At 63.0% G+C, this 23,172-nt stretch carries 17 protein-coding genes; 4 read left to right on the forward strand and 13 right to left on the reverse strand.

The features are described from left to right. Positions 1 to 48: 48 nt before the first annotated feature. The 9 genes from bamA to J2W94_RS02340 form a co-directional block, all read right to left on the reverse strand. The gene (gene bamA, locus J2W94_RS02300) at positions 49 to 2,493 is read right to left on the reverse strand and encodes an outer membrane protein assembly factor BamA (protein ID WP_310090016.1); all 2,445 of its coding nucleotides are present in this window, start codon (positions 2,491 to 2,493) and stop codon (positions 49 to 51) included. Positions 2,494 to 2,612: 119 nt separating this feature from the next. Then, the gene (gene rseP, locus J2W94_RS02305; protein WP_310090017.1) at positions 2,613 to 3,974 is read right to left on the reverse strand and encodes an RIP metalloprotease RseP; all 1,362 of its coding nucleotides are present in this window, start codon (positions 3,972 to 3,974) and stop codon (positions 2,613 to 2,615) included. Beyond that, complete coding sequence (locus J2W94_RS02310; RefSeq protein ID WP_310090018.1) at positions 3,967 to 5,172, reverse strand: 1-deoxy-D-xylulose-5-phosphate reductoisomerase; 1,206 nt, start codon at positions 5,170 to 5,172, stop codon at positions 3,967 to 3,969. Before J2W94_RS02310 ends, rseP begins: the two co-directional genes overlap by 8 nt. Before the next feature lies 1 nt (position 5,173). Beyond that, a complete protein-coding gene (locus tag J2W94_RS02315) occupies positions 5,174 to 6,058 on the reverse strand; it encodes a phosphatidate cytidylyltransferase (RefSeq protein WP_310090019.1) in 885 nt (294 codons plus the stop codon). Continuing rightward, on the reverse strand, positions 6,055 to 6,810 hold the full coding sequence (gene uppS, locus J2W94_RS02320) for a polyprenyl diphosphate synthase (protein ID WP_310090020.1): 756 nt from the start codon (positions 6,808 to 6,810) through the stop codon (positions 6,055 to 6,057). Before uppS ends, J2W94_RS02315 begins: the two co-directional genes overlap by 4 nt. Positions 6,811 to 7,119: 309 nt before the next feature. Then, the gene (frr, locus tag J2W94_RS02325; protein ID WP_310090021.1) at positions 7,120 to 7,677 is read right to left on the reverse strand and encodes a ribosome recycling factor; all 558 of its coding nucleotides are present in this window, start codon (positions 7,675 to 7,677) and stop codon (positions 7,120 to 7,122) included. Positions 7,678 to 7,769: 92 nt separating this feature from the next. Continuing rightward, entirely contained in the window at positions 7,770 to 8,672 is a 903-nt protein-coding gene (locus tag J2W94_RS02330; protein ID WP_310090022.1) for a cation diffusion facilitator family transporter, read from the reverse strand. A gap of 110 nt (positions 8,673 to 8,782) precedes the next feature. Next, a complete protein-coding gene (gene pyrH, locus J2W94_RS02335; protein ID WP_163840537.1) occupies positions 8,783 to 9,508 on the reverse strand; it encodes a UMP kinase in 726 nt (241 codons plus the stop codon). A gap of 36 nt (positions 9,509 to 9,544) precedes the next feature. Further along, a complete protein-coding gene (locus J2W94_RS02340) occupies positions 9,545 to 9,922 on the reverse strand; it encodes a cupin domain-containing protein (protein ID WP_310090023.1) in 378 nt (125 codons plus the stop codon). Between the two features lie 77 nt (positions 9,923 to 9,999). Between J2W94_RS02340 and J2W94_RS02345 the strand changes: the two genes are divergently transcribed. The 4 genes from J2W94_RS02345 (at position 10,000) to J2W94_RS02360 (ending at position 17,419) form a co-directional block, all read left to right on the forward strand. Next, positions 10,000 to 10,695: an AIM24 family protein gene (locus tag J2W94_RS02345; protein WP_310090024.1), complete on the forward strand. Its 696-nt coding sequence runs from the start codon at positions 10,000 to 10,002 to the stop codon at positions 10,693 to 10,695. Between the two features lie 347 nt (positions 10,696 to 11,042). Then, positions 11,043 to 14,147: a TonB-dependent receptor gene (locus tag J2W94_RS02350; RefSeq protein ID WP_310090025.1), complete on the forward strand. Its 3,105-nt coding sequence runs from the start codon at positions 11,043 to 11,045 to the stop codon at positions 14,145 to 14,147. A 120-nt stretch (positions 14,148 to 14,267) separates the two neighbouring features. Then, positions 14,268 to 15,851 (forward strand): tetratricopeptide repeat-containing sulfotransferase family protein, encoded by a 1,584-nt coding sequence (locus J2W94_RS02355; protein WP_310090026.1) that lies wholly within the window; start codon positions 14,268 to 14,270, stop codon positions 15,849 to 15,851. Beyond that, positions 15,848 to 17,419, forward strand: a complete 1,572-nt coding sequence (locus J2W94_RS02360) for a tetratricopeptide repeat-containing sulfotransferase family protein (RefSeq protein ID WP_310090027.1) — start codon at positions 15,848 to 15,850, stop codon at positions 17,417 to 17,419. The genes J2W94_RS02355 and J2W94_RS02360 overlap by 4 nt, the downstream gene beginning before the upstream one ends. A gap of 90 nt (positions 17,420 to 17,509) precedes the next feature. Here the strand turns inward: J2W94_RS02360 and tsf are convergent, their stop codons facing one another. The 4 genes from tsf to J2W94_RS02380 form a co-directional block, all read right to left on the reverse strand. Continuing rightward, a complete protein-coding gene (gene tsf, locus J2W94_RS02365) occupies positions 17,510 to 18,388 on the reverse strand; it encodes a translation elongation factor Ts (RefSeq protein WP_310090028.1) in 879 nt (292 codons plus the stop codon). Positions 18,389 to 18,598: 210 nt separating this feature from the next. After that, complete coding sequence (gene rpsB, locus J2W94_RS02370; protein WP_310090030.1) at positions 18,599 to 19,465, reverse strand: 30S ribosomal protein S2; 867 nt, start codon at positions 19,463 to 19,465, stop codon at positions 18,599 to 18,601. A 314-nt stretch (positions 19,466 to 19,779) separates the two neighbouring features. Continuing rightward, positions 19,780 to 20,805: a Csu type fimbrial protein gene (locus J2W94_RS02375; protein WP_310090031.1), complete on the reverse strand. Its 1,026-nt coding sequence runs from the start codon at positions 20,803 to 20,805 to the stop codon at positions 19,780 to 19,782. Continuing rightward, on the reverse strand, positions 20,802 to 23,141 hold the full coding sequence (locus J2W94_RS02380; RefSeq protein ID WP_310090032.1) for a fimbria/pilus outer membrane usher protein: 2,340 nt from the start codon (positions 23,139 to 23,141) through the stop codon (positions 20,802 to 20,804). The genes J2W94_RS02375 and J2W94_RS02380 overlap by 4 nt, the downstream gene beginning before the upstream one ends. Between the last annotated feature and the right edge of the window lie 31 nt (positions 23,142 to 23,172).

Raw genomic sequence — 23,172 nt, forward strand, 5'->3', positions numbered from 1 at the left:
CCGGGGTTGCCCGGGCCTTGAGGAGATGGGACGTCGGCGGGACGATCTTCAGAACGCGCCACCGAAGGTGAACTGCAGGCGCTCGATTTCGTCGTCGTCTTCCTTGCGCAACGGGAACGCGTAGCTGATCGAGATCGGTCCGACCGGCGCGCGCCACAGCAAGGAAATGCCGGTGGAGGCGCGCAGCTCGCCTGCGTCGAAACTGTCGATATCAGCGTACACGTTGCCGAAATCCACGAATGCCGAGACACGGGCGGCCTTGGAATCGAACAGTTTGGGGAAATACATTTCCAGCGAACCGGTGGTCTTCAACGCTCCGCCCAGCGGCTGTCCGGTAAAGCCTGAGATCGACTCCGAGCGCGGGCCCAGCGTGTTGTCGCGGAAGCCGCGTACCGACCGCACGCCGCCAGCGTAGAAATTCTCGAAGAAAGGCAGGCCTGTGGCGGTAAGCACGGCGGTCTCGACGGAGCCGGGCGCGCACGCCGCGCCCGAGGCTTTGGTTTGCGGGTCGCTGGGAAGCACCGAGCAGAGGCGCCGTACGCTATCGCTGCCGTAGCTATCGCCGTAGCCGAATTCGGCGCGCGTGTTCAGCACTAGCGACGGACTGAGCGGCCAGTATTTGGAGAACTCGTAATTGAGTTTGTAGTATTCCACCGTGGAGCCGGGCAGGGTGATCTCGGTGGAGACGCGCTGGTAGGTGCCGCGGGTAGGCATGAAGTAATCGTTGCGGGTATCCCGCGCCCAGCCCAGTTCGGTGCGCCAGGCGTGGAAGGTACGGCTTCCGACCGCGTTGATGTAATCGATGATCGACGAAGGAGTCGAGCCGGCGAAGGTCAGGATTTCATTGGTATCGACGCCGAACAACAGCGAGACGGTGTCGTTCTCGGTGATCGGCAAGCCCAATACGCCTTGCGCGGCGGCGCTGGTGGTCGAGTACTGGGCGGTATTGAAGCTGGAGTAATCGAACTCGCGCCACCACAGGTTGTAGCCCAGCGACATGCCTTCGTCGGTAAAGAAGGGATTGACGAACGAGAACGAATAGCGCTGCAGGTAGTCGCTGCGTTGCGCCTCCACCGAGACCCGGTTGCCGCCGCCGAGGAAGTTGTTCTGCGACAGCTGGATCGAGGTGGTCAGGCCGGACAGCTGCGAGTAACCCAGGCCGAACACGAAGCTGCCCGAAGTGGTTTCCTTGACGTTGAAGACCACGTCCACTTCGTCGTTGCTGCCGGGCACCGGCGGCGTTTCTACGTCGACGGTCTCGAAATAGCCCAGGCGCTGCAGACGGATCTTGGAACGGTCGATAGCGGCCTGCGAGTACCAGCTGCCTTCGAACTGGCGCATTTCGCGGCGCAGCACTTCATCGGCCGAACGCGTATTGCCCTTGAACACGATGCGGCGCACATTCACGCGCGGACCGGGAACGACCTGCAGATTGATGGCGACGGTACGGTTCTCGCGATCCACGGTGGGGATCGGATTGACCTGCGAGAACGCATAGCCGATGTTGCCCAGCGTGGAGGTGATGGCGTCGGAGGTGTATTCGAGGATCGCGCGCGAGAAAATCTGGTCTTTTTTCACCAGTACCAGTTTCTCGATGTCTTCCACCGGCAAAACGGTGTCGCCGGTGACCTTCACGTCGGACACTTTGTACTGCTCGCCCTCGGTGATGCCGGCGGTGATGTACATGTCCCGCTTATCGGAACTGATCGCCACCTGGGTGGAGTCCAGCGCGAAATCCACGTAGCCGCGGTCGAGGTAGTAGGCGTTCAGCTTCTCCATGTCGCCCGAGAGCTTCTCCCTGGAGTACTGGTCGTCGCGGCGGTACCAGGACAGCCAGTTGCTTTCTTTCGACTCCCAGTTGTCCAGGATGTCCTTGTTCTCGAACTTCTCGGTGCCGATCAGGTTGACGTGGCGGATCTTGGCGGCCTTGCCTTCCTTGACGTTGATGGTGATGTCGACGCGGTTGCGGTCCAGCTTGGCCACGGTCGGGTTGATCTCGACGTTGTACTTGCCGCGGTTGTTGTATTGCTTGGTCAGTTCCTGGGTGACGCGATCCAGGGCCAGGCGGTCGAAGGTTTCGCCCTCGGCCAGACCGATCTCCTGCAGGCCCTTGGTCAGGTCTTCGGTCTTGATGTCTTTGTTGCCGGTCAGGGTCAGTTTGTTGATCGCCGGACGCTCGGTCACGGTGATCACCAGGATGTCGCCCTGGCGGTCGAATTTGACGTCTTCGAAGAAGCCGGTCTTGTACAGCCTGCGGATCCCTTCGCCGATCTTGGTCGAGTCGACCGTGTCGCCGCGCTCGATCGGCAGGTAGGTCAGCACCGTGCCGGTGGAGATGCGCTGCAAGCCATCGACGCGGATATCGGTGGCGGTGAACGCCTCCGTGCTGGCGACCGCGGCCGGGCCGGGTTCCGTCGTCTGCGCCCATGCCGGCAAGGCGATGGCCGAAGCCAGGGCGAGGGCGAGCAGGCGGCGGGTGGGGAGTCGCGTCATCATCACATCCGATAAGGTAGGTGCGGGTGTTGCCTGCATGTGCGCAGGGGATTGCCGGAATGCTGCCGGCGGCAAAGCCAGGGAAAAGCGGGCCGGGAAAAACCGGGGAAGCAAGGCCATCAAGTCACCAGGCGGAAAATGTCGTTGTAGAACGCCAGACCCATCAGGCTCGCCAGCATGGCCAGACCCACATATTGCCCGGTGGCCATGGCGCGCTCGCTCAGCGGACTGCCTTTGACCAACTCTATAAGGTAATACAGCAGGTGCCCGCCGTCCAAGACCGGTATCGGCATCAGGTTGATGATGGCCAGGCTGAGCGACAGCAAAGCCAGGAAATACAGGAACCAGTCGATCCCGCGTTTGGCCGTCGCATTGGCCACCTGGGCGATGGTGATGGGGCCGGAGATGTTCTTGATAGATGCCTGACCCGTCAACATGCGACGGATCATGCCCAGCGAGCCGGAAGCCAGCTTGCCGGTTTCCCTGAATGCGGCGGGGATCGCGGCCAATGGGCCGAATTGCTGCTTAGCGTCGTAAGGCGCGGGTTTGAGCTGGGTCGGGGGGGGAATGCCCAGGGTCCAATATTCCTTGCCTGAGTCCTGGTCGTGCGTCCACACCGGCTGAATGTCGAGCGCCAGACGTTCGCCGTTTCGTTCAACCTCGATCATGGCGACGCCGCCCCGAGCCCCCAGTTTCTGCACCAGCGGCGAGATATCGCCGAAGCTGCGGACCGGGTCGCCATCCACCGCGGTGATCAGGTCGCCAGCTATCAGGACTTTGGAGGCGGGGGAGCCGGGCTGGGTCTTTTCGACCAGGGCCGGGGCCAGCTGGTGTTGCCAGGCGAAGCCGGCAAGCCCGGCCACATTCTCCTGGTCGAATCCTGCGGGCAGATCCGAAAGGGAAAGGCTACGGGTGTGTTCCACGCCCATCCGGTCGGAAACCAGGATCTGCGGGTCATGGCGGTCCATCGCCGCCGTGGTCATGGCCTGCAGCGCATCGCCCCAGGTGTTGATGGTCTGGCCATCGACCGCCTGGATTCTGTCCCCGGCCACGAAGCCGGCCTTGGCGGCCAAGCCGCGCGCCTGGCCGACCGTGGCGCTGTAGTCTTGCCGCCCGATCACGAACATCGCCCAAAGCAGCGCCACGCACAGCACCAGATTGGCGATGGGTCCGGCCGCCACGATGGCGATGCGTTGCAGGACCGGCTTGCGGTTGAAGGCCTGCGGCAGTTCGGAGGCGGGCACGTCGCCTTCGGCTTCGTCCAACATCTTCACGTAGCCGCCCAGCGGGATAGCGGCGATGGCGAACTCGGTTCCATGGCGATCGGTACGCGACCACAGTGGCTTGCCGAATCCTACCGAGAAGCGCAGCACCTTTACGCCGCAGCGCTTGGCCACCCAGTAATGACCGAATTCATGGAACGTCACCAGGACGCCCAGGGCCACGACCATCCACCAGATTGAGCCAACGATGTCACTCATGCGGGGTGGGTATGGCCTGTGATTGCGCTAGCTGTGAGACGGCATGTTCGGTGAGACGGCGTGCCTGCGCATCCGTTGCCAGCAGCGCTTCCAGCGACTCGGCCGGGGCGGCTGGCAACCGGGCGAGAGCGTCCTCGACCAGCGCAGGAATGGCTAGGAAACCGATTCGGCCCTGAAGAAAGGCTGAAACAGCGACTTCGTTCGCTGCGTTCAGCACGGCCGGAGCGGTGCCGCCGGCTTCCAGCGCCTGCCAGGCCAGGCGCAGGCAGGGAAATGCCTCGGTGTCGGGCGCTTCGAAATCCAGCCGGCCCTGGGCCAGCAGGTCCAGTCCAGCCACGCCCGATTCGATCCGTTGCGGCCAGCCCAGACCCACCGCCAGCGAGGTGCGCATGTCGGGTAAGCCTAGTTGAGCTAGCGTGGAACCATCCACGAATTCCACCAGCGAATGCACCAGGCTTTGCGGATGCACCAGCACGCCCAGCTTTTCGCCGGGAATATCGAATAGATGATGGGCTTCTATCAGTTCCAGGCCCTTGTTCATCAGAGTGGCCGAATCGACCGAGATCTTGGGGCCCATCGACCACTTGGGATGGGCAATGGCCTGTTCGCGTGTGACCGAGGCCAGCGACTCGCGGCTGCGTCCCCGGAAAGGCCCGCCGGACGCGGTGAGCACGATGCGCCGCACATCGCCCTGAGTCTGGCGTGAACGCAGACACTGGAAGACGGCGTTGTGTTCGCTGTCGATGGGGATGATTTCGGCATTTGCGCCGTTCGCCGCGGCCATGAGCAGCTCCCCGGCCAGCACCAGCGACTCCTTGTTGGCCAGCAGCAGGCGCTTGCCTGCGCGTGCCGCGGCCAGGGTGGAACGCAGACCGGCCGCGCCGACGATCGCGGCAATCACCGTATCGCAAGCATCGCCCGCAACCAGGGCTTCAAGCGCGGCTTCTCCGGTATGCGCCTGGGTGGCCAATCCGGCATCGCGCAATCCGTCGCGCAACGCTGCGAAACAGGACTCGTCGGCGATGACCGCGTGGGCGGGACGGTGGGAAGCGCAAAGCGCAAGCAGCGCGTCCACCTGGGTGCCTGCGCTCAGCACCGAAGTCCGCAGTCGGTCGGGATGGCGCGCAATCACGTCCAGCGCCGAAGCGCCGATCGAGCCGGTGGCCCCCAATACCGCAATGGTGCGTACGGACGTCATGTCAGAAGCCGGACAGTTCCTTGCCCAGCGCGAAGATCGGCAATGCCGCCAACACGCCGTCGAGGCGGTCCAGAATACCGCCGTGCCCGGGAATCAGATTGCCCGAATCCTTGGCGCCGACGTGGCGCTTCAGCAAGCTCTCGAACAAATCGCCCGCTACCGAGAACAACACGGTGACGGTGGCCACCATGACGAAAGCCGGAACTTGTGGCGGGGTCAGCCCGGCGAACGCTGCGAACAGCAAGCCCGCCGCGATACCGGCCAACAGTCCTCCCAGCAAGCCTTCGATGGTCTTGTTGGGGCTGATGCGCGGGGCCAGCTTGCGGCTTCCAAACAGTCTGCCGCCGAAGTGGCGGCCGGCGAAATAGGCGCCGCTGTCCGCGGCCCACACGATCACCAACGCCGCAAGCAGCCAGAGATGTCCGCGCAGGTTGTCGACGCTGTCGGCGGCAGGCGTTTGGAAGTTGTCGGAGTGGATCAGGCAAAGCGCGCACCAGGCGGGGATCACCGCAAGCGTGCCGGCAGCCAGCTTGAAGACCCGACCGTAGGTCTCGTGGTCGGAAGCGAAATTGAAGAACCGCAGCCACAACAGCGACAGGAACCACCAGCCGACGCCGGCCAGGACGACGATCTGGAACAGCGCCGGCGAAAGTCCGGCGCCGGTGCGCGAAGCCCACAGCAGCAGCACCATCAACATCAGGTTCGCGATGAGCAGCAAGGTGCGCGACAAGGTGTCGTCGATTTCCGCGAGCTTGAACCACTCCCACAGCCCGATCAGGAACACCAGCGCCACCACCGCGGACAACCATTGCGTGGGCAGGAACAGGATCGCGGCGATGGCGAACGGCGCCATGACCAGCGCGGCGATGATTCGGGTTCTGGTCATGCGGGTGAATTCTCCGGTGCAGCGTCGGCTACTTGCGCGCTGGTCAGGCCAAAACGGCGTTCGCGCCGCGCATAGTCGTCTATTGCCAGCTGCAGGGTGGCGGCATCCAGTTCCGGCCACAGCAGTTCGGTGAACCAGAGCTCGGTATAGGCCAGCTGCCATAGCAGGAAATTGCTGATGCGCTGGTCGCCGCCGGTACGGATGAAAAGATCGGGCGGCGGCAGGTCGGCCAGCGCCATTTTCGAAGCGATCGCCGCTTCGTCGATGTCCTCCGCGCGCAACCGGCCCGCAGCGACGTCGATCGCCAGCGCGCGCGCAGCCAGGGCGATGTCCTGCCGGCCGCCATAGCTGGCCGCGATCACCAGGTCCAGCCGGCTATTGGCGCGGGTCTGGTTCTCGGCGGCGTCCATGCGTTCGCGGATGCCGGCGGAGAAGCGTTCGCGTTCGCCGATGAAGCGTATGCGCACGCCGCGGCGGTTCAGTTCCTCCACTTCGCGGTCCAGCGCATTCATGAAAAGCTTCATCAACGCGCCGACTTCTTCCTGCGGCCGTCCCCAGTTTTCGCTGGAGAAGGCGAACAGGGTCAGTGCGCGCACACCGCGTTCGAGGCAGAAATCGATGCAAACGTTGACCGCACGCGCGCCGGCGCGGTGGCCGATGATGCGCGGACGCCGACGACGCTCCGCCCACCGTCCGTTGCCGTCCATGATGACGGCGAGGTGACGTGGAACGGAGGCGGATGTGGGCGGCATGGCAGTCATCGAGGGCCTGTTAACGCCACTGGGATAGGCCACGTTGCTATGCGCAGGCCGCCAGGCGTTCGTGCGTGGCGTAGTGGGCAGGCAATTGCCTGCCCGAAGCAGGCCGCCTGTTCAAGCCGCGCGCGGGCGTCTGGCGGCCTGCGCATAGCAACCCGAAGGGCCGCCCCTGAGTGCGCACGGGGCCGCGTCATCATTCGGTCGCGTATCGACATACGTTTCCTCATTCTTCCTTGCCCCGCGCGCACTCAGGGGCGGCGTGGCCTATCCCAGTGGCGTTAACAGGCCCTATCTGCGACTGCATCAAACGGACATCAGTTCCTGCTCTTTCGCCTTCACCACCTCATCGACGTCCTTGATCGCCTTGTCGGTGAGCTTCTGGATCTCGTCCTGGTTCTGGCGCTCCTCATCCTCGGTGATCTGCTTTTCCTTCAACAGGTCCTTGACCTGCTGGTTCGCGTCACGGCGGATGTTGCGGATGGCGATCTTGGCGTTCTCGCCTTCGCCATGCACGTGTTTGGACAGGTCGCGGCGACGTTCTTCGGTCAGCGCCGGGATATTGATGCGGATCACCGTGCCAGCGGTGTTCGGGGTCAGACCCAGGTCCGAGGCCAGGATCGCCTTCTCCACTGCCGAGACCATCTGCTTTTCCCACGGGCTGATCGTGAGCGAACGCGCATCGGTCACCGTCACGCTGGCGACCTGGGTCAGCGGCATGTCGGAACCGTAGTAGTTGACCTTCAAATGATCGACCAGCGCGGTGGTGGCGCGGCCGGTGCGCAGTTTGGTCAGGTCGTGACGCAGCGCCTCGATGCTCTTGGCCATGCGCGCCTGCGCGTCTTTCTTGATTTCGTTGAGCATCGCCGGATTCCATAGCAGTTTCTACGAACCCCTGATTATACGGGGTTTGCCTGCTGGACCGGTTGGGACCCCAGGTGGCCGGGCTGCTGCGCTCAGTGCGAATGATGCGGCGCGGCATCATGCAGGTCGTGCCCGCAGGCCATGCCGCGTTCGATCTGCAGGGTGGCGTGGTTGATGCCGAAACGGTGGTCCAGCGCATGCGTGGTGGCATCGATGAAAGCGTCGTGGTCCTGGTCTTCCGGACGCACCAGATGCGCGGTAAGGGCGATCTCGTTCGCGCCCAGCGGCCAGATGTGCAGGTGATGGACCGCCTGCACGCCGGGTTGGGACGAGAGGAAGGCCTGCACTTCCGACTGGTCGATATTGGCGGGCACCGCGTCCATGGCCGCGTTGAAGCTGTCGCGCAGCAGGCCGAAGGTGCCGACCGCAATCACCACACCTACCAGCAGGGCGATGGCAGGATCCAGCCAGGCCCATCCGAACGCCATCATGCCAGTGCCCGCCAGCACCGCGGCCAGCGAGACCGCCGCATCGGCAATCAGATGCAGGAATGCGCCGCGCTTGTTCAGGTCATGCCCATGCCCGTCGCGCAGCAACCAAGCCGCGCCCAGATTCACGAAAATCCCTATCCCTGCGACCACCATTATCGGTAGGGCGGGGATAGAGGGCGGTGCACTGAAGCGCCGGATGGCTTCCCAGCCCAGGGCACCGGAGAACACCATCAAAAGGATGGAATTTGCCAGTGGCGAGAGCAAGGTCGCGCGGCGCCATCCGTAGGTGTGGCTTTGGGTGGGAGGGCGTTGCGCCAGTTTGGCCGCCGCCCAGGCCAGGCCCAAGCCGAGGACATCCCCAAGGTTATGCAGGGCGTCGGAAAGCAGGGCCAGCGAGTTGGTATGGAAACCGTAGCCCGCTTCCAGGGCCGTATAAGCCAGATTGACCACAATGGCCCAGCCGAAGGCTTGCGTAGCGGAACCGTGGGAGTGGGTGTGTGCCATGTGCGATAGCCTGGCTAATGCGGCTTGGCGGACACAATTACATCGAGAATCGGACTACTGCCTCCCCCTTTTCCAAAGGGGGCAAAGCAAAATCTCGCTAGCTCGCGGCCTCAGCTCCGTCCCTTGACCAAGGTGCCGATGTTCTCGCCACGCAGGATTCGCATCAGGTTGCCCGGTACCGACAGGTCGTAGATGCGCAAGGGCACATCGCTGTCGCGGCACAGGGCGAAAGCGGCGGTATCCATGACCTGCAGGTCGCGGCTCAGGACCTCGTCGTAGGTCAACTGGTCGAAGCGCACCGCATCGGGGAACTTGCCCGGGTCGCGGTCGTATACGCCGTCGACCTTGGTCGCTTTCAGCAGCAGATCGGCGCCGATCTCGATCGCGCGCAAGGCCGCGCCCGAGTCGGTGGTGAAGAAGGGATTGCCGGTACCCGCGGCGAAGATCGCGATGCGGCCCTTCTCCAGATGGCGCACGGCGCGGCGGCGGATGTAGTCCTCGCACACGTCGTTGATCTTCAATGCGCTCATCACCCGCACGCGCGCGCCGAGTTTTTCCAGCGCATCCTGCATGGCCAGCGCGTTGATCACCGTGGCCAGCATGCCCATCTGGTCGCCGGTGACCCGGTCCATGCCGCTGGCGGCCAGGCCGGCGCCGCGGAAGATGTTGCCGCCGCCGATCACCAAGCCGATCTCGGCGCCCGCTTCGCGCGCTTCGATGATCTCGCGGGCGATGCGCCCGATCACCGCCGGATCGATTCCGTAGTCTTCGGCCCCCATCAAAGCTTCGCCGGAAAGTTTCAGCAGGATGCGGCGATAGGCGAGGGGAGCAGTCATGGATATCTCTGGGCGTGGGGTGTCGGCGGGCTCATTCTAGCCGAGCGCATGCCCATCGTCAGGTTTGGGTTCGTATACCGCATAGAGTTTGCGTGCGGGTTCCAATACTTCCCATATCCCTTCGAAACCGGCGGGAATGACGAAACTATCGCCCGCCCGCAGCGTGGTTTCGCTGGCATCGTCGCCGATCAGGCGCACGCACCCGGCCAGCAGATGGCAGAACTCGTGCTCGGCATAGCTGACACGCCACGCGCCCACTTCGCCTTCCCAAATGCCGCAATGGAAGGCATTGCCCGCATCCGAATAGGCGTTGGCGACCGTCTGCATCGGCGTGCCCGCGACTACGCGTTCGCTGGCCACGTGTTCTGGGGTGTTGCCCATGATGTCGTGCGGAATGCGGATGATGCCGACCATGGCGAAACTCCAAGATAGGAAGGACTTATTATGGCCACCGTGGCGAATCGTCGCCCGTCCATCATCAAGGAGTAGATATGAGTGTGCGTACCCTGCAGGAGTTCCTGGCGTCGTCGAAGGAGAAGGACGTCAGCAGCGATGCTTTCGAACTGGAAAGTGCGCACATGCTCGAGGTGCGCCTCAACGGCATGGTCTGGGCCAAGGCCGGATCCATGGTGGCGCGCAAGGGCAACGTGAAGTTCACCCGCCAAGGCATCATGGAGCAGGGTCTGGGCAATCTGCTGAAGAAGATGGTCAGCGGCGAAGGCATGCAGCTGATGAAGGTGGAAGGCGAGGGCCGCGTGTACCTGGCCGATGGCGGCAAGAAGATCACTCTGCTGCGCCTGGCCGGCGAAGCGATCTTCGTCAACGGCAACGACGTGCTGGCGGTAGAGTCGGGCATCGAAAGCAAGATCACCATGATGCGCAAGGTGGCCGGCATGCTTTCCGGCGGCCTGTTCAATGTACGCCTGAGCGGCAACGGCATCGTCGCCATCACTTCGCACTACGAGCCGCTGACGCTGCCGGTCAACGCGCAGACCGGCCCAGTGTTCACCGATCCCAACGCCACTGTCGCCTGGTCGGGCGGCCTGACCCCGGAAATCGTCACCGATATTTCCCTGGGCACGTTGCTGGGCCGCGGCTCGGGCGAAAGCGTGCAGCTGAAGTTCGCGGGCGAGGGCTGGGTGGTGGTGCAGCCTTATGAGGAGGTGGTGTTCCAGGCCAAGGAGTGAATCTGGCGCAAGCCGCTGTTCGCATCGAAGGGATCCAAGCCGCGGCCCGCCGCGGCTTTTTTGTTGCGCTCTGAAACGAATTTTTGCACCAAGACGGGGAAATTGTTCGCGCATCGAACAATGGGCTATTGCCAGGAGTAGCAAATCAGAACAGCAAGATGAGAAAAGTTCCCATCAAAAACGTGACTTAAGTCTCATTTTTGCAAAAGCGTTGCGTAACCTAATCTCAACATTTGATTAACCTGCTATTAAGACGGACGACCAAGTCATATGACGAAAGTCATGGTTATCTGGAGAGCGGCCCGTTCGGCTGCTTGGTGACATCAACCTAATAGCGGGGAATCACAGTGTCCAAACGCACCTTCAATCGGGCCCTTCGTCGAAGCGCTCTTACCGTCGCGCTCGGGGTCTGTTTCAACTCCACGATCTACGCACAATCCAACACCTCCGGCGCGGTGTTCGGCCAGGCTACCGCTGGGGAAAAGGTTCTTGTCGAGAACCCCTCCACCGGTTTCAGCCGTGAAATTTCGGTTGGCGCCGACGGCGCCTACCGCGTCCCGTCCCTCGCGCCCGGAACCTACCGCATCACCTTGCAGCGTGCGGATGGAACGACCGCAACGCGCGAGGTCTCAGTGAACGTCGGCACCGGCACCTCGGTGAACTTCACTACGGCCGGCGGCGGCGACAGCGCCACCACTCTTGATCGGGTAACGGTTACCGCGGCCTCGGTGGTCAATCCCATCGACGTTTCCTCGGTCGAATCCACCACCATTCTGACTTCTGCGCAGCTCGCCAAGATCCCGGTACCGCGCGATACCACGTCGGTGGCGCTGCTGGCTCCCGGCACGGTCCGCGGCGACGGCGCCTTCGGCAACCTGGCCTCCTTCGGCGGTTCGTCCGTCGCCGAGAACCAGTACTACATCAACGGTTTCAACATCACCAACTCGTTCCGCAGCCTCAATTTCTCCAAGGTGCCGTTCGAGGCGATCGCCGAGCAGCAGATTAAGACCGGCGGTTACGGCGCGGAATTCGGCCGTTCGCTGGGTGGCGTGGTCAACCAGATCACCAAGCGCGGCACCAATGAGTTCAAGGCCGGCGCCAATGTGTTCTGGTCGCCCAAGTCGTTGCGCGAGGACGTGGAAGACTACAAATTCTCCAATCCGCTGGTGCCGGGCGATTTCGGCAACGTGGCCGAGAACAACAGCAAGGACACTCAGGAAGAGTTGATCGGTGCGGTGTGGGCCGGTGGCGCCTTGATCCAGGACCGACTGTTCGCCTATGGCTTGCTGTCTTATGGCAAGACCGACACCGACGGCTGGGGCAATATGGACGCGGTCACCAACCGCAGCGGCGCAATCAAGAATCCGACCTGGCTGGCGAAGTTCGACTGGAACATCAACGATAGCAACAAGCTTGAACTGACCGCTTTCTCGGACAAGCAAGACACCGAAACACGGGTCTACAACAACACCGTTGGCGAAGTCGACCGGACCGACTATGTCGGCACCGTGTTCGACGAACAGGGTGGCAACAACTATGTCCTTAAGTACACCGGCTACCTGACCGACGCCTTCACCCTGACCGCGCTCTATGGCCATGGCGAATTCAAGCGCGCCCAGCATTTGAAGAACCCAGACGGGTCTACTGTCAGTTACAACGGCGATATCACCACGGCTTACACGACCGACATCAACGGCACGACGGCCCTGGGCGGTTGCCCGGTGATCCTGGACGTGCGCCCCGGCTATCGCAAAGAGGTCACCGGCGCCTATGGGAGCCTGTGCAACCTCACCGATGGCGCGCTGCTGCAGGCCTCGAACAACAAGGACACCCGCGACCAGTACCGCATCGACGCGGAGTGGATCCTCGGGCCGCACCAGCTGCGCTTCGGCGTGGACGTGGACAACTACGAATCGGTCGCCGGCGAAGCCAATGTCGGCGGTTGGCTGTGGCGCTATTCGACCAACAACGGCCCAGACGGCCGCCCCAACACGGGCGACGAGTTCGACGTGGTGCGCCGCCAGACCACCGCCCGCGGCACCACCATCGAGGTCAAGCAGCGCGCTTACTACGTCGAAGACAGCTGGAAGATCACCGACAATTTCATGGCCTATCTCGGCGCCCGCTGGGACACGTTCGAGAACCTTGGCGCCAACGGCCAGGCCTTCGTCAAGATCGAGAACCAGTTCGGCCCGCGCCTTGGCTTCTCCTGGGACGTGAACGGCGATTCGACGCTGAAGATCTACGGTAATGCCGGTCGCTATGCGCTGCCGTTGACTCCGAGCGTGGCCGTGCGCGGTTCCAGCGCCTCGATCTATCAGCGCAGCAACAACAATCGCTTCTCCGGGGTCGATCCGGTCACCGGCGCACCCATCCTGATCAACCCGCTCAATCCGCTGGGCCTGATCAATGGTGAAGACGGCACCGCCCACGATCCGAACACGATCGCCAGCAAGAACCTGGATCCGATGTATCAGGACGAGTTCATCCTGGGCTTCCAGACCGCCTTGACCGATCACCTGAACTTCGGCGCACGCGGCATCTACCGCAAGTTGAAGGCGGCCATCGACGACAACTGCGACTACACCGCCATCACCGAGCTGGCCGATGCCGATGGTCTGAGCTACACCGTGCCCAACCCCGGCTTCCCGTACTGCCGGTTGTTCAACCCGGGCGAAGACGCGGTGCTGGTCACCGATCTCAATGGCGACGGGATTTACACCACCTACAACGTGGCAGGCGATCGCCTCAGCCCGCCGGCGAAGCGTTCTTACAAGGCGCTGGAACTGTTCCTCGACGGCAGCTGGGACAAGTTCTTCTTCCAGGCTTCGTACACGCTTGGCTACAACAAGGGCAACACCGAAGGCGGCGTGAAGTCCGATATCGGCCAAGGCGATACCAACACCACGCAGGATTTCGACTACATCGAATTGACGGTCGATACCTTCGGTTACCTGCCCAACGATCGTCGCCACGCGTTGAAGGTGTTCGGCAACTACGACTTCAATGAGCAATGGTCGCTGGGCGGCAACCTGATCGTGCAAACCGGACGCCCCGTCAACTGCCTGGGCGTGCTGGACCGCAATCCGCTCGAGCCGGTCGGTGTGGTGACCAACTACAACCCGCATCCGTACGGTTCGGGCTTTATGCGTTGCAGTCACTCGGAGAACGGCGCGTCGGACGACTCGACGGTAACGGCAGTGCCCCGCGGCACCGCCGGACGCCTGCCGACCACCACCAGCTTCGACTTGAACGTGGCGTATCGGCCGTCGTTCGCGAAGGGTCTGCAGTTCAAGATGGACGTGTTCAACATCTTCAATTCGCAGAAGGTGACTGCGGTGAGCGAAGTGGCTGAAGACTCGGCGACGGGCAACCCGTTGAGCACCTACCTACTGCCGCGTTCTTACCAGGCGCCGCGGTCGGTTCGCTTCATGGTCCAGTACGATTTCTGATAGATAACAGTAACGAGTGAATCTCTCTCATCGGCCGCCTTCGGGCGGCCGCTTTTTTTTCTCCCCCCACCTATGGGCGCAGCGGATATGCTTGCCACAAATCCATAACCAAAGCTGTCAATGAACGAAGCGCTTTCGGCCCATTGGAAAGAAGCACGCCGCCACGAGGCGGCGGGAGACATCGCCGCCGCCAAGGACGCCTACCAGGCCATGCTGGCGATAGAGCCGATGCAAGTGGTGCCGCTGCTGCGCCTTTCCCGTTTTGCGCAGGTCGCCGATCAATATGTTGCCGCACATGCCTATGCGATGCGGGCCGGCCAAGTCATTTCCGCCACGCGAACAGGCAAGGACGTGGGATTCGTCACCTTGCGTCTGCTCTCGTTCGCCGAAGATGCGGAAGTGGCGCGGTTGATCCTGTCGCTCGATTGGACCGACCCCGAGGTATTGAAGCAAGCTCCCGTGCTTGCGCAGCACTTGTGGCTGGTGGGAAAGCACGCTGAGGCGTTGGAGTTCCTGACGCAGGCCGGCAAGAAGGTGCGCCCCAATGCCCTACTTAGCCACACCCGCGCCAACGTGCTGCGCTCGCTGGGCAGGTTGCGCGAAGCCACCGAGCATTACGAGTACGCACTTCAGTTGAGTCCGCATGACCCGCATGTGCACCGGACGCTGGCTTACCACCAGGCGGCTCGGCCGGCAGGCTCGCGCGTGCAGCGGATCAGCGTGGCGTTGACCCATCATCCCTCCGGCTCGCTGGAACAGGCGCACTTGCTCCACGCATTATTCAAAGAACTGGACGACCTGGGCGAAACCCAAGGCGCCTGGAACGCGCTGCAGGAGGGCGCCACGATCGTTCGCCACAAGCTGCGCCACGACCGGCAGGTGGAGGCGCGCCAGTTCGAACGATTGTCGCAACAAGACCTTCCGGCTTCCGCGTCACGCGCCGATGCGCTGGAGGGCCAGCCGACGCCGATCTTCATCGTAGGCATGCCACGTACCGGCACGACGCTGCTGGACCGGATCCTCGGCAACCATCCGGACGTCGTCTCGGTTGGGGAGCGCAACGATTTCGACGCGGCGATCAGCGAGGCATCCGATCATTTCTACCGGGGCGGTTTGCAGGAATCGAAATGGGAGAAGCTACAGGACGTGGACTACGCCATGGCAGGCCAGCTCTACGTCGATCGGGTAGCGCCACTGTCGGGCGGAAGTCGTTTCTTCGTTGACAAGAATCCGCAGAATTTCTTCAATATCGGCCTCATCTTGCGCGCTTTGCCTCACGCGCGCGTCCTGTGCCTGCAGCGGGACCCCATGGACGCCTGTTTCTCCAACCTCAAGGAAATGTTCGAAGGCGGCGCCTATCCCTACAGCTATGCGCTGGAGGACCTGGCGGCACACCATCGAGGATTCACGGCGCTCTTGCGGCACTGGCGGTCCGTTGCGCCGGACTCGGTGCACGTCGTCCGTTATGAGGCGCTGGTCCGTGAAGGCAGCGACACCTTGAACGAGGTATTGGAGTTCTGTGGACTGGAACCGGTGCCGGGCATGTTGGATATCACCGCCAACTCGGCGCCGGTCTCCACGGCCAGCAGTTCGCAAGTCAGATCGCCCATCCATGACCGCAGCATCGGCGGTTGGAAACGGTACGCGGCGCAGTTGGAACCGTTGCGGATCTTGCTGGAATCGGACGCGGCGACGTCGGCATGAGTGCCAAGCCGATCCCAACGCGCGTGGCGGAACTGTCGGCTGCCGCGCAGTCCCATGCCGTGGCGCGCGACTTCGAGCGTGCAGCGGCCTGCTACCAGCAAGCGCTGGCGTTATCGCCTGGCGATCCGGACTTGCTGTTGCAGCTGTCCTATATGGAATCCTTGGCGGGCCACTATCGCGCAGCGCACGCATACGCACTACAAGCCGGCGCCGCGCCAACAACCCAGCGACCGGAAGTAGTGAAGGAGCTCCTGGCGCGTCTACGGACCTTCAACGAGGTCCCCGCCATGTCCGCCTACATCCGGCGCCTGCTGCCGATGTCGCGCATCCCGATTCCCATGTTGATCACCATCGCGGCGCAGCTGACTTACGCCGGCCTGCCCGGGGAAGCCATCGCTTTTCTCGACGAAGCCAGGCGCGGCGATCCGGACTATCCGCCGACCCTGCTTTCGCGTGCGCATGTGCTGATGTTCCTGGGCAGGTTCGAGGAAGCCGGGCAAGACCTCGCGCGCGTGCTCAAGCGCGCGCCGCAGCTGGCGCAAGGTTACTGGTTGCAATCGCAGGTGCGCCGGCAGCTCGCGGACGACAATCACGTCAACCAGATACGCGCCCAATTGCAGGCGCCGCAGCGCTCGCCGCAGGATCAGGCCTTGCTCGCCTTCGCCTTGCACAAAGAGCTCGATGACCTGGGTCGGCATGACGAAGCCTGGGGCGCGCTGCAGCAGGGTTGCGCCAGCAAGCGGTCGTCGTTGCGCTACGACAAAGCGCAGACCACGCGTATGTTCGACGCGTTGCGCCGCTTCGAGCCGCGAACCGCAGTTCAGCCGCATCCCGATCCGCGCGCGGCGACGCCGGTCTTCATCCTGGGCATGCATCGTTCCGGGACCACGCTGCTGGAGCAGTTGCTTGACGGTCATTCCGACGTGGCAGGCCTGGGCGAGCTATACGATTTCACCAGTGCGATGCGCTACGCGACCGACCACCATTGCGCGGGCGTCATGGATACGACGATTGCCGAACGTGCGTTGGGCGTGGATTTCGGCGAGGTAGGGGAGCGTTACCTGGATGGCATGGCGTGGCGGCTGGGCAGGGAAGGGCACTTCATCGACAAGCTGCCCTCCAACTTCCTCAACCTGGGCTTCATCTGCGAGGCGCTGCCGGGAGCGAAGATCCTGCACATGGTCCGCGATCCCATGGAGACCTGCTTTTCCAACCTGCGCGAGCTGTTCTCCGACGCCAATCCCTACAGCTACGACCAGCTCGAACTGGCGGACTTCTTCGACGAATACCGCCGGCTGATGGCGCATTGGCATGCGCGCTACCCGGAGCGGATCTTGGATGTCGATTACGCGCGTTTGACCCGCGAACCCGAGAGCGAGATTCGACGGGTCTGTGAGTTCATCGGGATAGTTTTCGAACCTTCGATGCTGCAGCTGCAGTCGCGCACACGCGGTATCGTCACCGCCAGCGCCGTGCAGGTGCGCGGAGGAATCCAGGTGCGGGAGACGCCAAAATGGCGCGCTTATGAGGCCTGGTTGCAACCCTTGCGGCATCGACTGGGCGAATGAACCCGGCGCTGGCTTGGCGCGTCGAAGCAGGCATAAAAAAAGCCCGCAATCGCTTGCGGGCTTTTTTGATTCGCGTGTAGCGAAAGAGAATCAGGCCAGGCCGGCCTGCTTCATCACTTCGGCGGCGTAATCTTCCACCACCTTCTCGATGCCTTCGCCGACGGCCAGGCGCTGGAAACCAACCACTTCGGCGCCGGCGGCTTTCAGCACGGCTTCGACGTTCTGGTTGGTGTCCAGCACGTAAGGCTGGCCGTACAGGGTGACTTCGTTGACGATCTTGGCAATCTTGCCGCCGATGATCTTCTCAAGGATATCGGCCGGCTTGGCCTTGTCCTTGTCGGTCATCTTAGCCAGTTCGATTTCCTTTTCCTTGGCCACGAATTCGGCCGGCACGTCGCTCGCCTTGACGTAGGGCGGGTTCATCGCCGCCACGTGCATGGCCAGGCCGCGCGCCAGTTCGGCATCGCCGCCCTTCAGTTCGACCAACACGCCGATACGGCCGCCGTGCACGTAGGCAGCGACGTTGTTGGCGCTATCCACGCGGGCCAGGCGACGGATCAGGATGTTCTCACCGAGCTTGGCGATCGCCGCGGCGCGCGATTCCTCCACGGTCCCGCCGGAAGCGACCTTGGCCGCCTTCAGGGCTTCGGCATCGACGGCGCCGGAAGACAGGGCGGCCTGGGCTACCGAGTCGGCGAAGGTCAGGAAGTTGGTGTCCTTGGCGACGAAGTCGGTTTCGGAGTTGATTTCGACCAATACCGCCTTGCCGTCGGCCTGGGCCACGGCGATGCGGCCTTCGGCGGCGACACGGTCGGCCTTCTTGTCGGCCTTGGCCAGGCCCTGCTTGCGCAGCCACTCGGCGGAGACGTCGATGTCGCCGCTGTTTTCGGTGAGCGCCTTCTTGCACTCCATCATGCCGGCGCCGGTGCGCTCGCGCAGTTCCTTGACCAGGGAAGCTGTGATTTCCACGGGATTACCTCAGTAAATATGAAAATGATTTCGACGGAAGCCCCTCTCCTATCGGGAGAGGGGTTGGGGCGAGGGTACGGCGGAGTCCACATAGCGCTGACATCATGGACTTCGCCGTACCCTCATCCGCCCTTCGGGCACCTTCTCCCTAGGGGAGAAGGGAAAAAGCGATGCAGCCGCGCATCGTGGCGCGGCTGCATTGCGCCGTGATTACTCGGCGGCTTCTTTGTCGGCCGCTTCGTTCTCGGCGACTTCTGCCTCGGCGCGGGCCAGGTCTTCGGCAGGAGCCGCAGCCTTCTTGGCCGGTGCGCGGCCGCGCGGTGCCTTGTTGGCCGGCTTGCCATCGGCGCCCAGCTCTACGAACTCTTCTTCGCGCACGGAGGCGGAATTGGGGGCGGCGGCCTTGCCTTCCAGCACGGCGTCGGCAGCGGCGCGTGCGTACAGCTGCACGGCGCGGATAGCGTCGTCGTTGCCCGGGATCGGGTAGTCGACCAGGGCCGGATCGTAGTTGCTGTCGACCACGGCGATCACCGGGATGCCGAGCTTCTTGGCTTCCTTGATGGCGATGTCTTCATGGCCGATGTCGATCACGAACAGCGCGTCGGGCAGGCGATTCATGTCCTTGATGCCGCCCAGCGACGCGAACAGCTTTTCGCGCTCGCGGCGCAGGCCCAGCACTTCGTGCTTGACCAGCTTGTCGAAGGTGCCGTCGGTTTCGCCGGCTTCCAGTTCCTTCAGGCGCGCCACCGACTTCTTCACCGTGGCGAAGTTGGTCAGGGTGCCGCCCAGCCAGCGCTGGGTCATGTACGGCTGGCCGCTGCGGATGGCTTCTTCCTTCATCGGCTCGCGCGCGCTGCGCTTGGTGCCGAGGAACAGGACGATGCCGCGCCTCTGGGCGATACCCGAGATGAAGTTCATCGCGTCGGCGAACAGCGGAACGGTCTTCTCGAGGTTGATGATGTGGATCTTGCCGCGGGCGCCGAAGATGTACGGCGCCATCTTGGGGTTCCAATAGCGGGTCTGGTGGCCGAAATGGACGCCGGCTTCCAGCATCTGGCGCATGGTGACTTGGGGCATTGCAGTAACTCCTGATAAGGAACCGGCCGCCGGTTTTGGGTAATGGCGGGCTGCCTGTGAGGGCAATGGTTCCGGGGTTGGGCCTCCCTGCGGCTTCCGTGTCCGAACCCCTTGATTCCAAAGGAATCTTGAGGCACCCCGGCACGGGCTGTGGCAGCAGGTGTGTATTTGCCGGTGTCGCCCGGCATGGGCGGTCTTGCGGGTTGGGCCCGACAAAGCCGCGGAATTATAGCCTGCGGGCGTGTTTGGCCGCAAATCCGGGAAATACGAGATTTGTAGCCGTGCTTCCTGGGCGCCCAAAGCCGTCCACTGGCTCAGTAGGTCACGGTGACGGTGATGATGTCGCTGTAGCTGCCGGACGGCACCGTCTGGGTGGCGGGTACGCGCCCGTAGACCGTCAGCGATTGCACCACGCCGGTTCCGGTGCCCGGAATGGTGTCGGTATTGATCGTATTGCCCCAGCGGACGGTGCGTCCCGGATTGCTGTAGAGCTCGTAGGCGACATAGTTGCCGGTCGCCCCAAGCCGCATGCGTCGGATGCTGCCGCTCGCGTTCTGGCCGTTGTTGAGGCCGACATTCCAGGCGGTACGACCCGTGCAGGTCATGTTGATCGTCGAAGTCTGATCGGTATTGGAGGTGATCAGTCCGGGGATGCTGCCGAAATCCAGGTCGGTAGTGGTATAGGCGCGGCAGTTGGACGGCACCGTGGCCGTCGCTGTGAAGGGAAAGGCGTTGAAAGCGGTCATGCCGCTATCACCGCCTGAAATGCACGACGCCGGATAGTTGGCATTCAAGAGAGCTTCGTCGTAACGGTATTCGAGGGAGATGTGGAAGCCGGTGAACGGATTGCTGTAGCTGCCCGCTATCAAGGTCTGGACGGGGATGCGGCCGTAGATCGTGAACGTCTTCGTCTCGTTGCCGCCAAACAACGGCACGGCGTAGTCGAAATCGCTTAACTGCGGCGTGGGGACGGTTGGATTGCCGCGCGAACCCCAGATCTGGCTTCGGGCCGCATCGGTGTACAACTGGAAATTCAGGGGTTCACCGAAGCCGTTGGTCATCCTGCGTGGATTGAAGAAGCCGATGCCATTGGCGCCGTCGCCGATGTTGAGGCACATCCTGACCTTGGTGTTGGCCAGCACGCCCAGACCGGAAGTTGAGCAAGTCACATTGAAGGTGGCGGAGACATCGGTAACGCCCGTGGTCGACACGGTACCGAAGGCCACGCTGGTTGCGGTTCCTGTGCAGGTTGTCGCTGCCTTCGCCGCCGTCGACAAGCCGCCGGCGCCGGCCGCCAACAATAGAAGCAGCAGCAAGCGATGGATGCGGAGTGAACTCATGGCGACGGTTCCTGGTTGCAGATCAACGGCCCGATGCGCGGAATGTCATTGTCGATGACGGGGTAATCGAAGCTTGCAACGCAGGCGCCTTCCGGCGTCCGCACACGCAGCAGGTTGTTCGTGTCCAGCGCGTCCAGATAAACCTCGCCGTCATAGCCGACCGAACTTGCGGCATCGGCCGCGCCATTCACGGCGACGCTGCTGCCGAGCGGCAAAGGTTGGCCGGAAGCGTCGTGCAGCACCACTGTCGCCGCGCGTACCGGGGTGATGCCGAAACGCACACGGGTGCCGGAGCGTTGGCGAGGCGTCGCCAACAGTTCGACTTGGTCGATACGCATGTTCGCGGGCAGATCCATCGGATCGATCGACAGCTTGTTGCGTTGCCAGGACTGCAGCGGCGTGACCAGCAGCATGCCACGGGCGTCGGTATAACCGATCGGGCGGTTCTCCAGTTTCACCGGCACTCCCGCGACCCCGTCCGTGGACACTATTGCGAAGGCGTCGCCGATGTTGCGCGCGGCGAACGGATATCCGCCCATCCAGACCAGGCTGCCGCTGGCGCTGGCGTAGCCATAGCTCTCGCTGCCGTAGCTCGCAACGCCTGCGCCATAGCGGCCCGCATTATTGAACCAGCCTACTTCGGCCAAGCCGCCCGCTCCGTCATCGCCGTCGCGCGCCTGCAGGCGCCAGCCGTAGCCGCCACGGTCGCCGTCACCGGGCACAGGACGGGAGATATCCACGATGCCATTGGACCGGTCCCCGTTGCGTTGCAGGGAAGTGTTGAGTTGCCGGTCGCCGTCCAACGCCACCGCGACGCTCAAATACAGGCTGCGGTCGCTGCGGCGGTCCGGGTTCTGGTTGAACGACAGATTCGCCGACCAGCCGCTGGCGAAGCTTTGCGACCAGTAAGCGCCGACATAACGGCTCATCTCGGTTTCCGGGTACTGCAACCGGAGATAGCTAAGACTCAGATTGCCGTATCGACGCAGGGTCATGCCCGCCAGCCCGCGTTCGCTGACGCGCGCGGGCAAGGGGCCATACAACGATGCGATATCCCGATACTCGCCGTGCGTCCGCTGGCTGTCGATCGAGAAGTTGAAACGACCGCCATTCCAGTTGTAGCCCATCGCTGTTTGCGATCCGCGGAGGCCGTCGAGCGTACTGCGTGCGTGAGCGGCGTTGATCACCCCGGCGCGCCCCAATATCCACAAACCGCCGGCGCCGGCATTGACCAATCCGCCGCCGCCCTCGGCGTGGGTTTCCACGGTGAAGCGGTCGCTGACGCCGTAACGCAGGTTGCCGCTGGCGACCGGATCGTTTGCGTAGGAAAAAGAACGCAGGCCATAGTCCTCGCGTACCACGCCGGCGCTCAACGACCAATCCGACAGGCCCTTGGCCAACAGCTGCTGCGTGGCATAAAAGGGAAAATCCAAGGTGCGGGTACGACCGAACGCATCGGTAACGACGATCTGCGCGTTGCCCATGCCGGTGATACCCGGCACCGTGGCTAGCTGGAATGGTCCGGCCGGAACTTCGCCGCTGTATTGCCTGATGCCATTCACGTAGAGATCGACCGCCGAAGGCACGGCCACTTCGCCCAGGAAGGCGGGCAACGGCGTGGTGATCCGATACGGCTGCAAGCTGAAATTCCGCCCGATCTGCAAACCGCCCAAGCGCACCGCGCGCGTCCAGTTGAGGAAGCCGCTGAACGTGTCGCCGACGGTAAGGCTGGTCGCCGATTCCGGAAACGACAACTGCCAGTTGGTGTCGAGCCGCACGGTTTCCCCGCGCCAGCCATCGTCGCGGCCATTGCCATCGTCGATGCGGTAAGTGCGCGTCACCGCCGTATTGCTGAAGACGCCCGCGCCGATGCCGAAGATGCGCAACTCCGCAGTCGCTGTGAGGTTGCTCGCATCGCTCTGGTGGCTGGCGTAAAGATCGTAGTTCAGCAACGCCCCGGGAGAAGCGCTGGCCCGCGCGTTGGCGCCCATGGGGGCATTCAGTATTGTGGTTTCCAGCGACAGTAGCGACAGCGGGGCCTCCAGGCTTACCCGCTGCAGCGCGGCGTTGTAGCGCACCACCAATCCGGGAAGGTTTTCCAGCGCAACGATTTCTTCAGGATTCCGTTCGGGCAGGCCGAAGCCGATTTGCCGCAAGGTTTCCACGCTGGCCAGCAGTTTCCCGTCACGCTGCAGGAAACGCGCCAGACGACCGGATCCGGTCTGATTCAAGGTGACTTCTAGATAGAGCTCCTGGCCATCGGCGGTACCCGGAGAAGGCGCGGCTTCAGCGGGTAGTGCGAGCTCTTGGTCGGCGGCCACGGCGTCGGTTGCCATGGTAGCGCCTGCCAGGAGGGTCGCCAGGAAC

Source organism: Pseudoxanthomonas sacheonensis (genome assembly GCF_031455975.1).
Lineage (GTDB): Bacteria > Pseudomonadota > Gammaproteobacteria > Xanthomonadales > Xanthomonadaceae > Pseudoxanthomonas_A > Pseudoxanthomonas_A sacheonensis_A.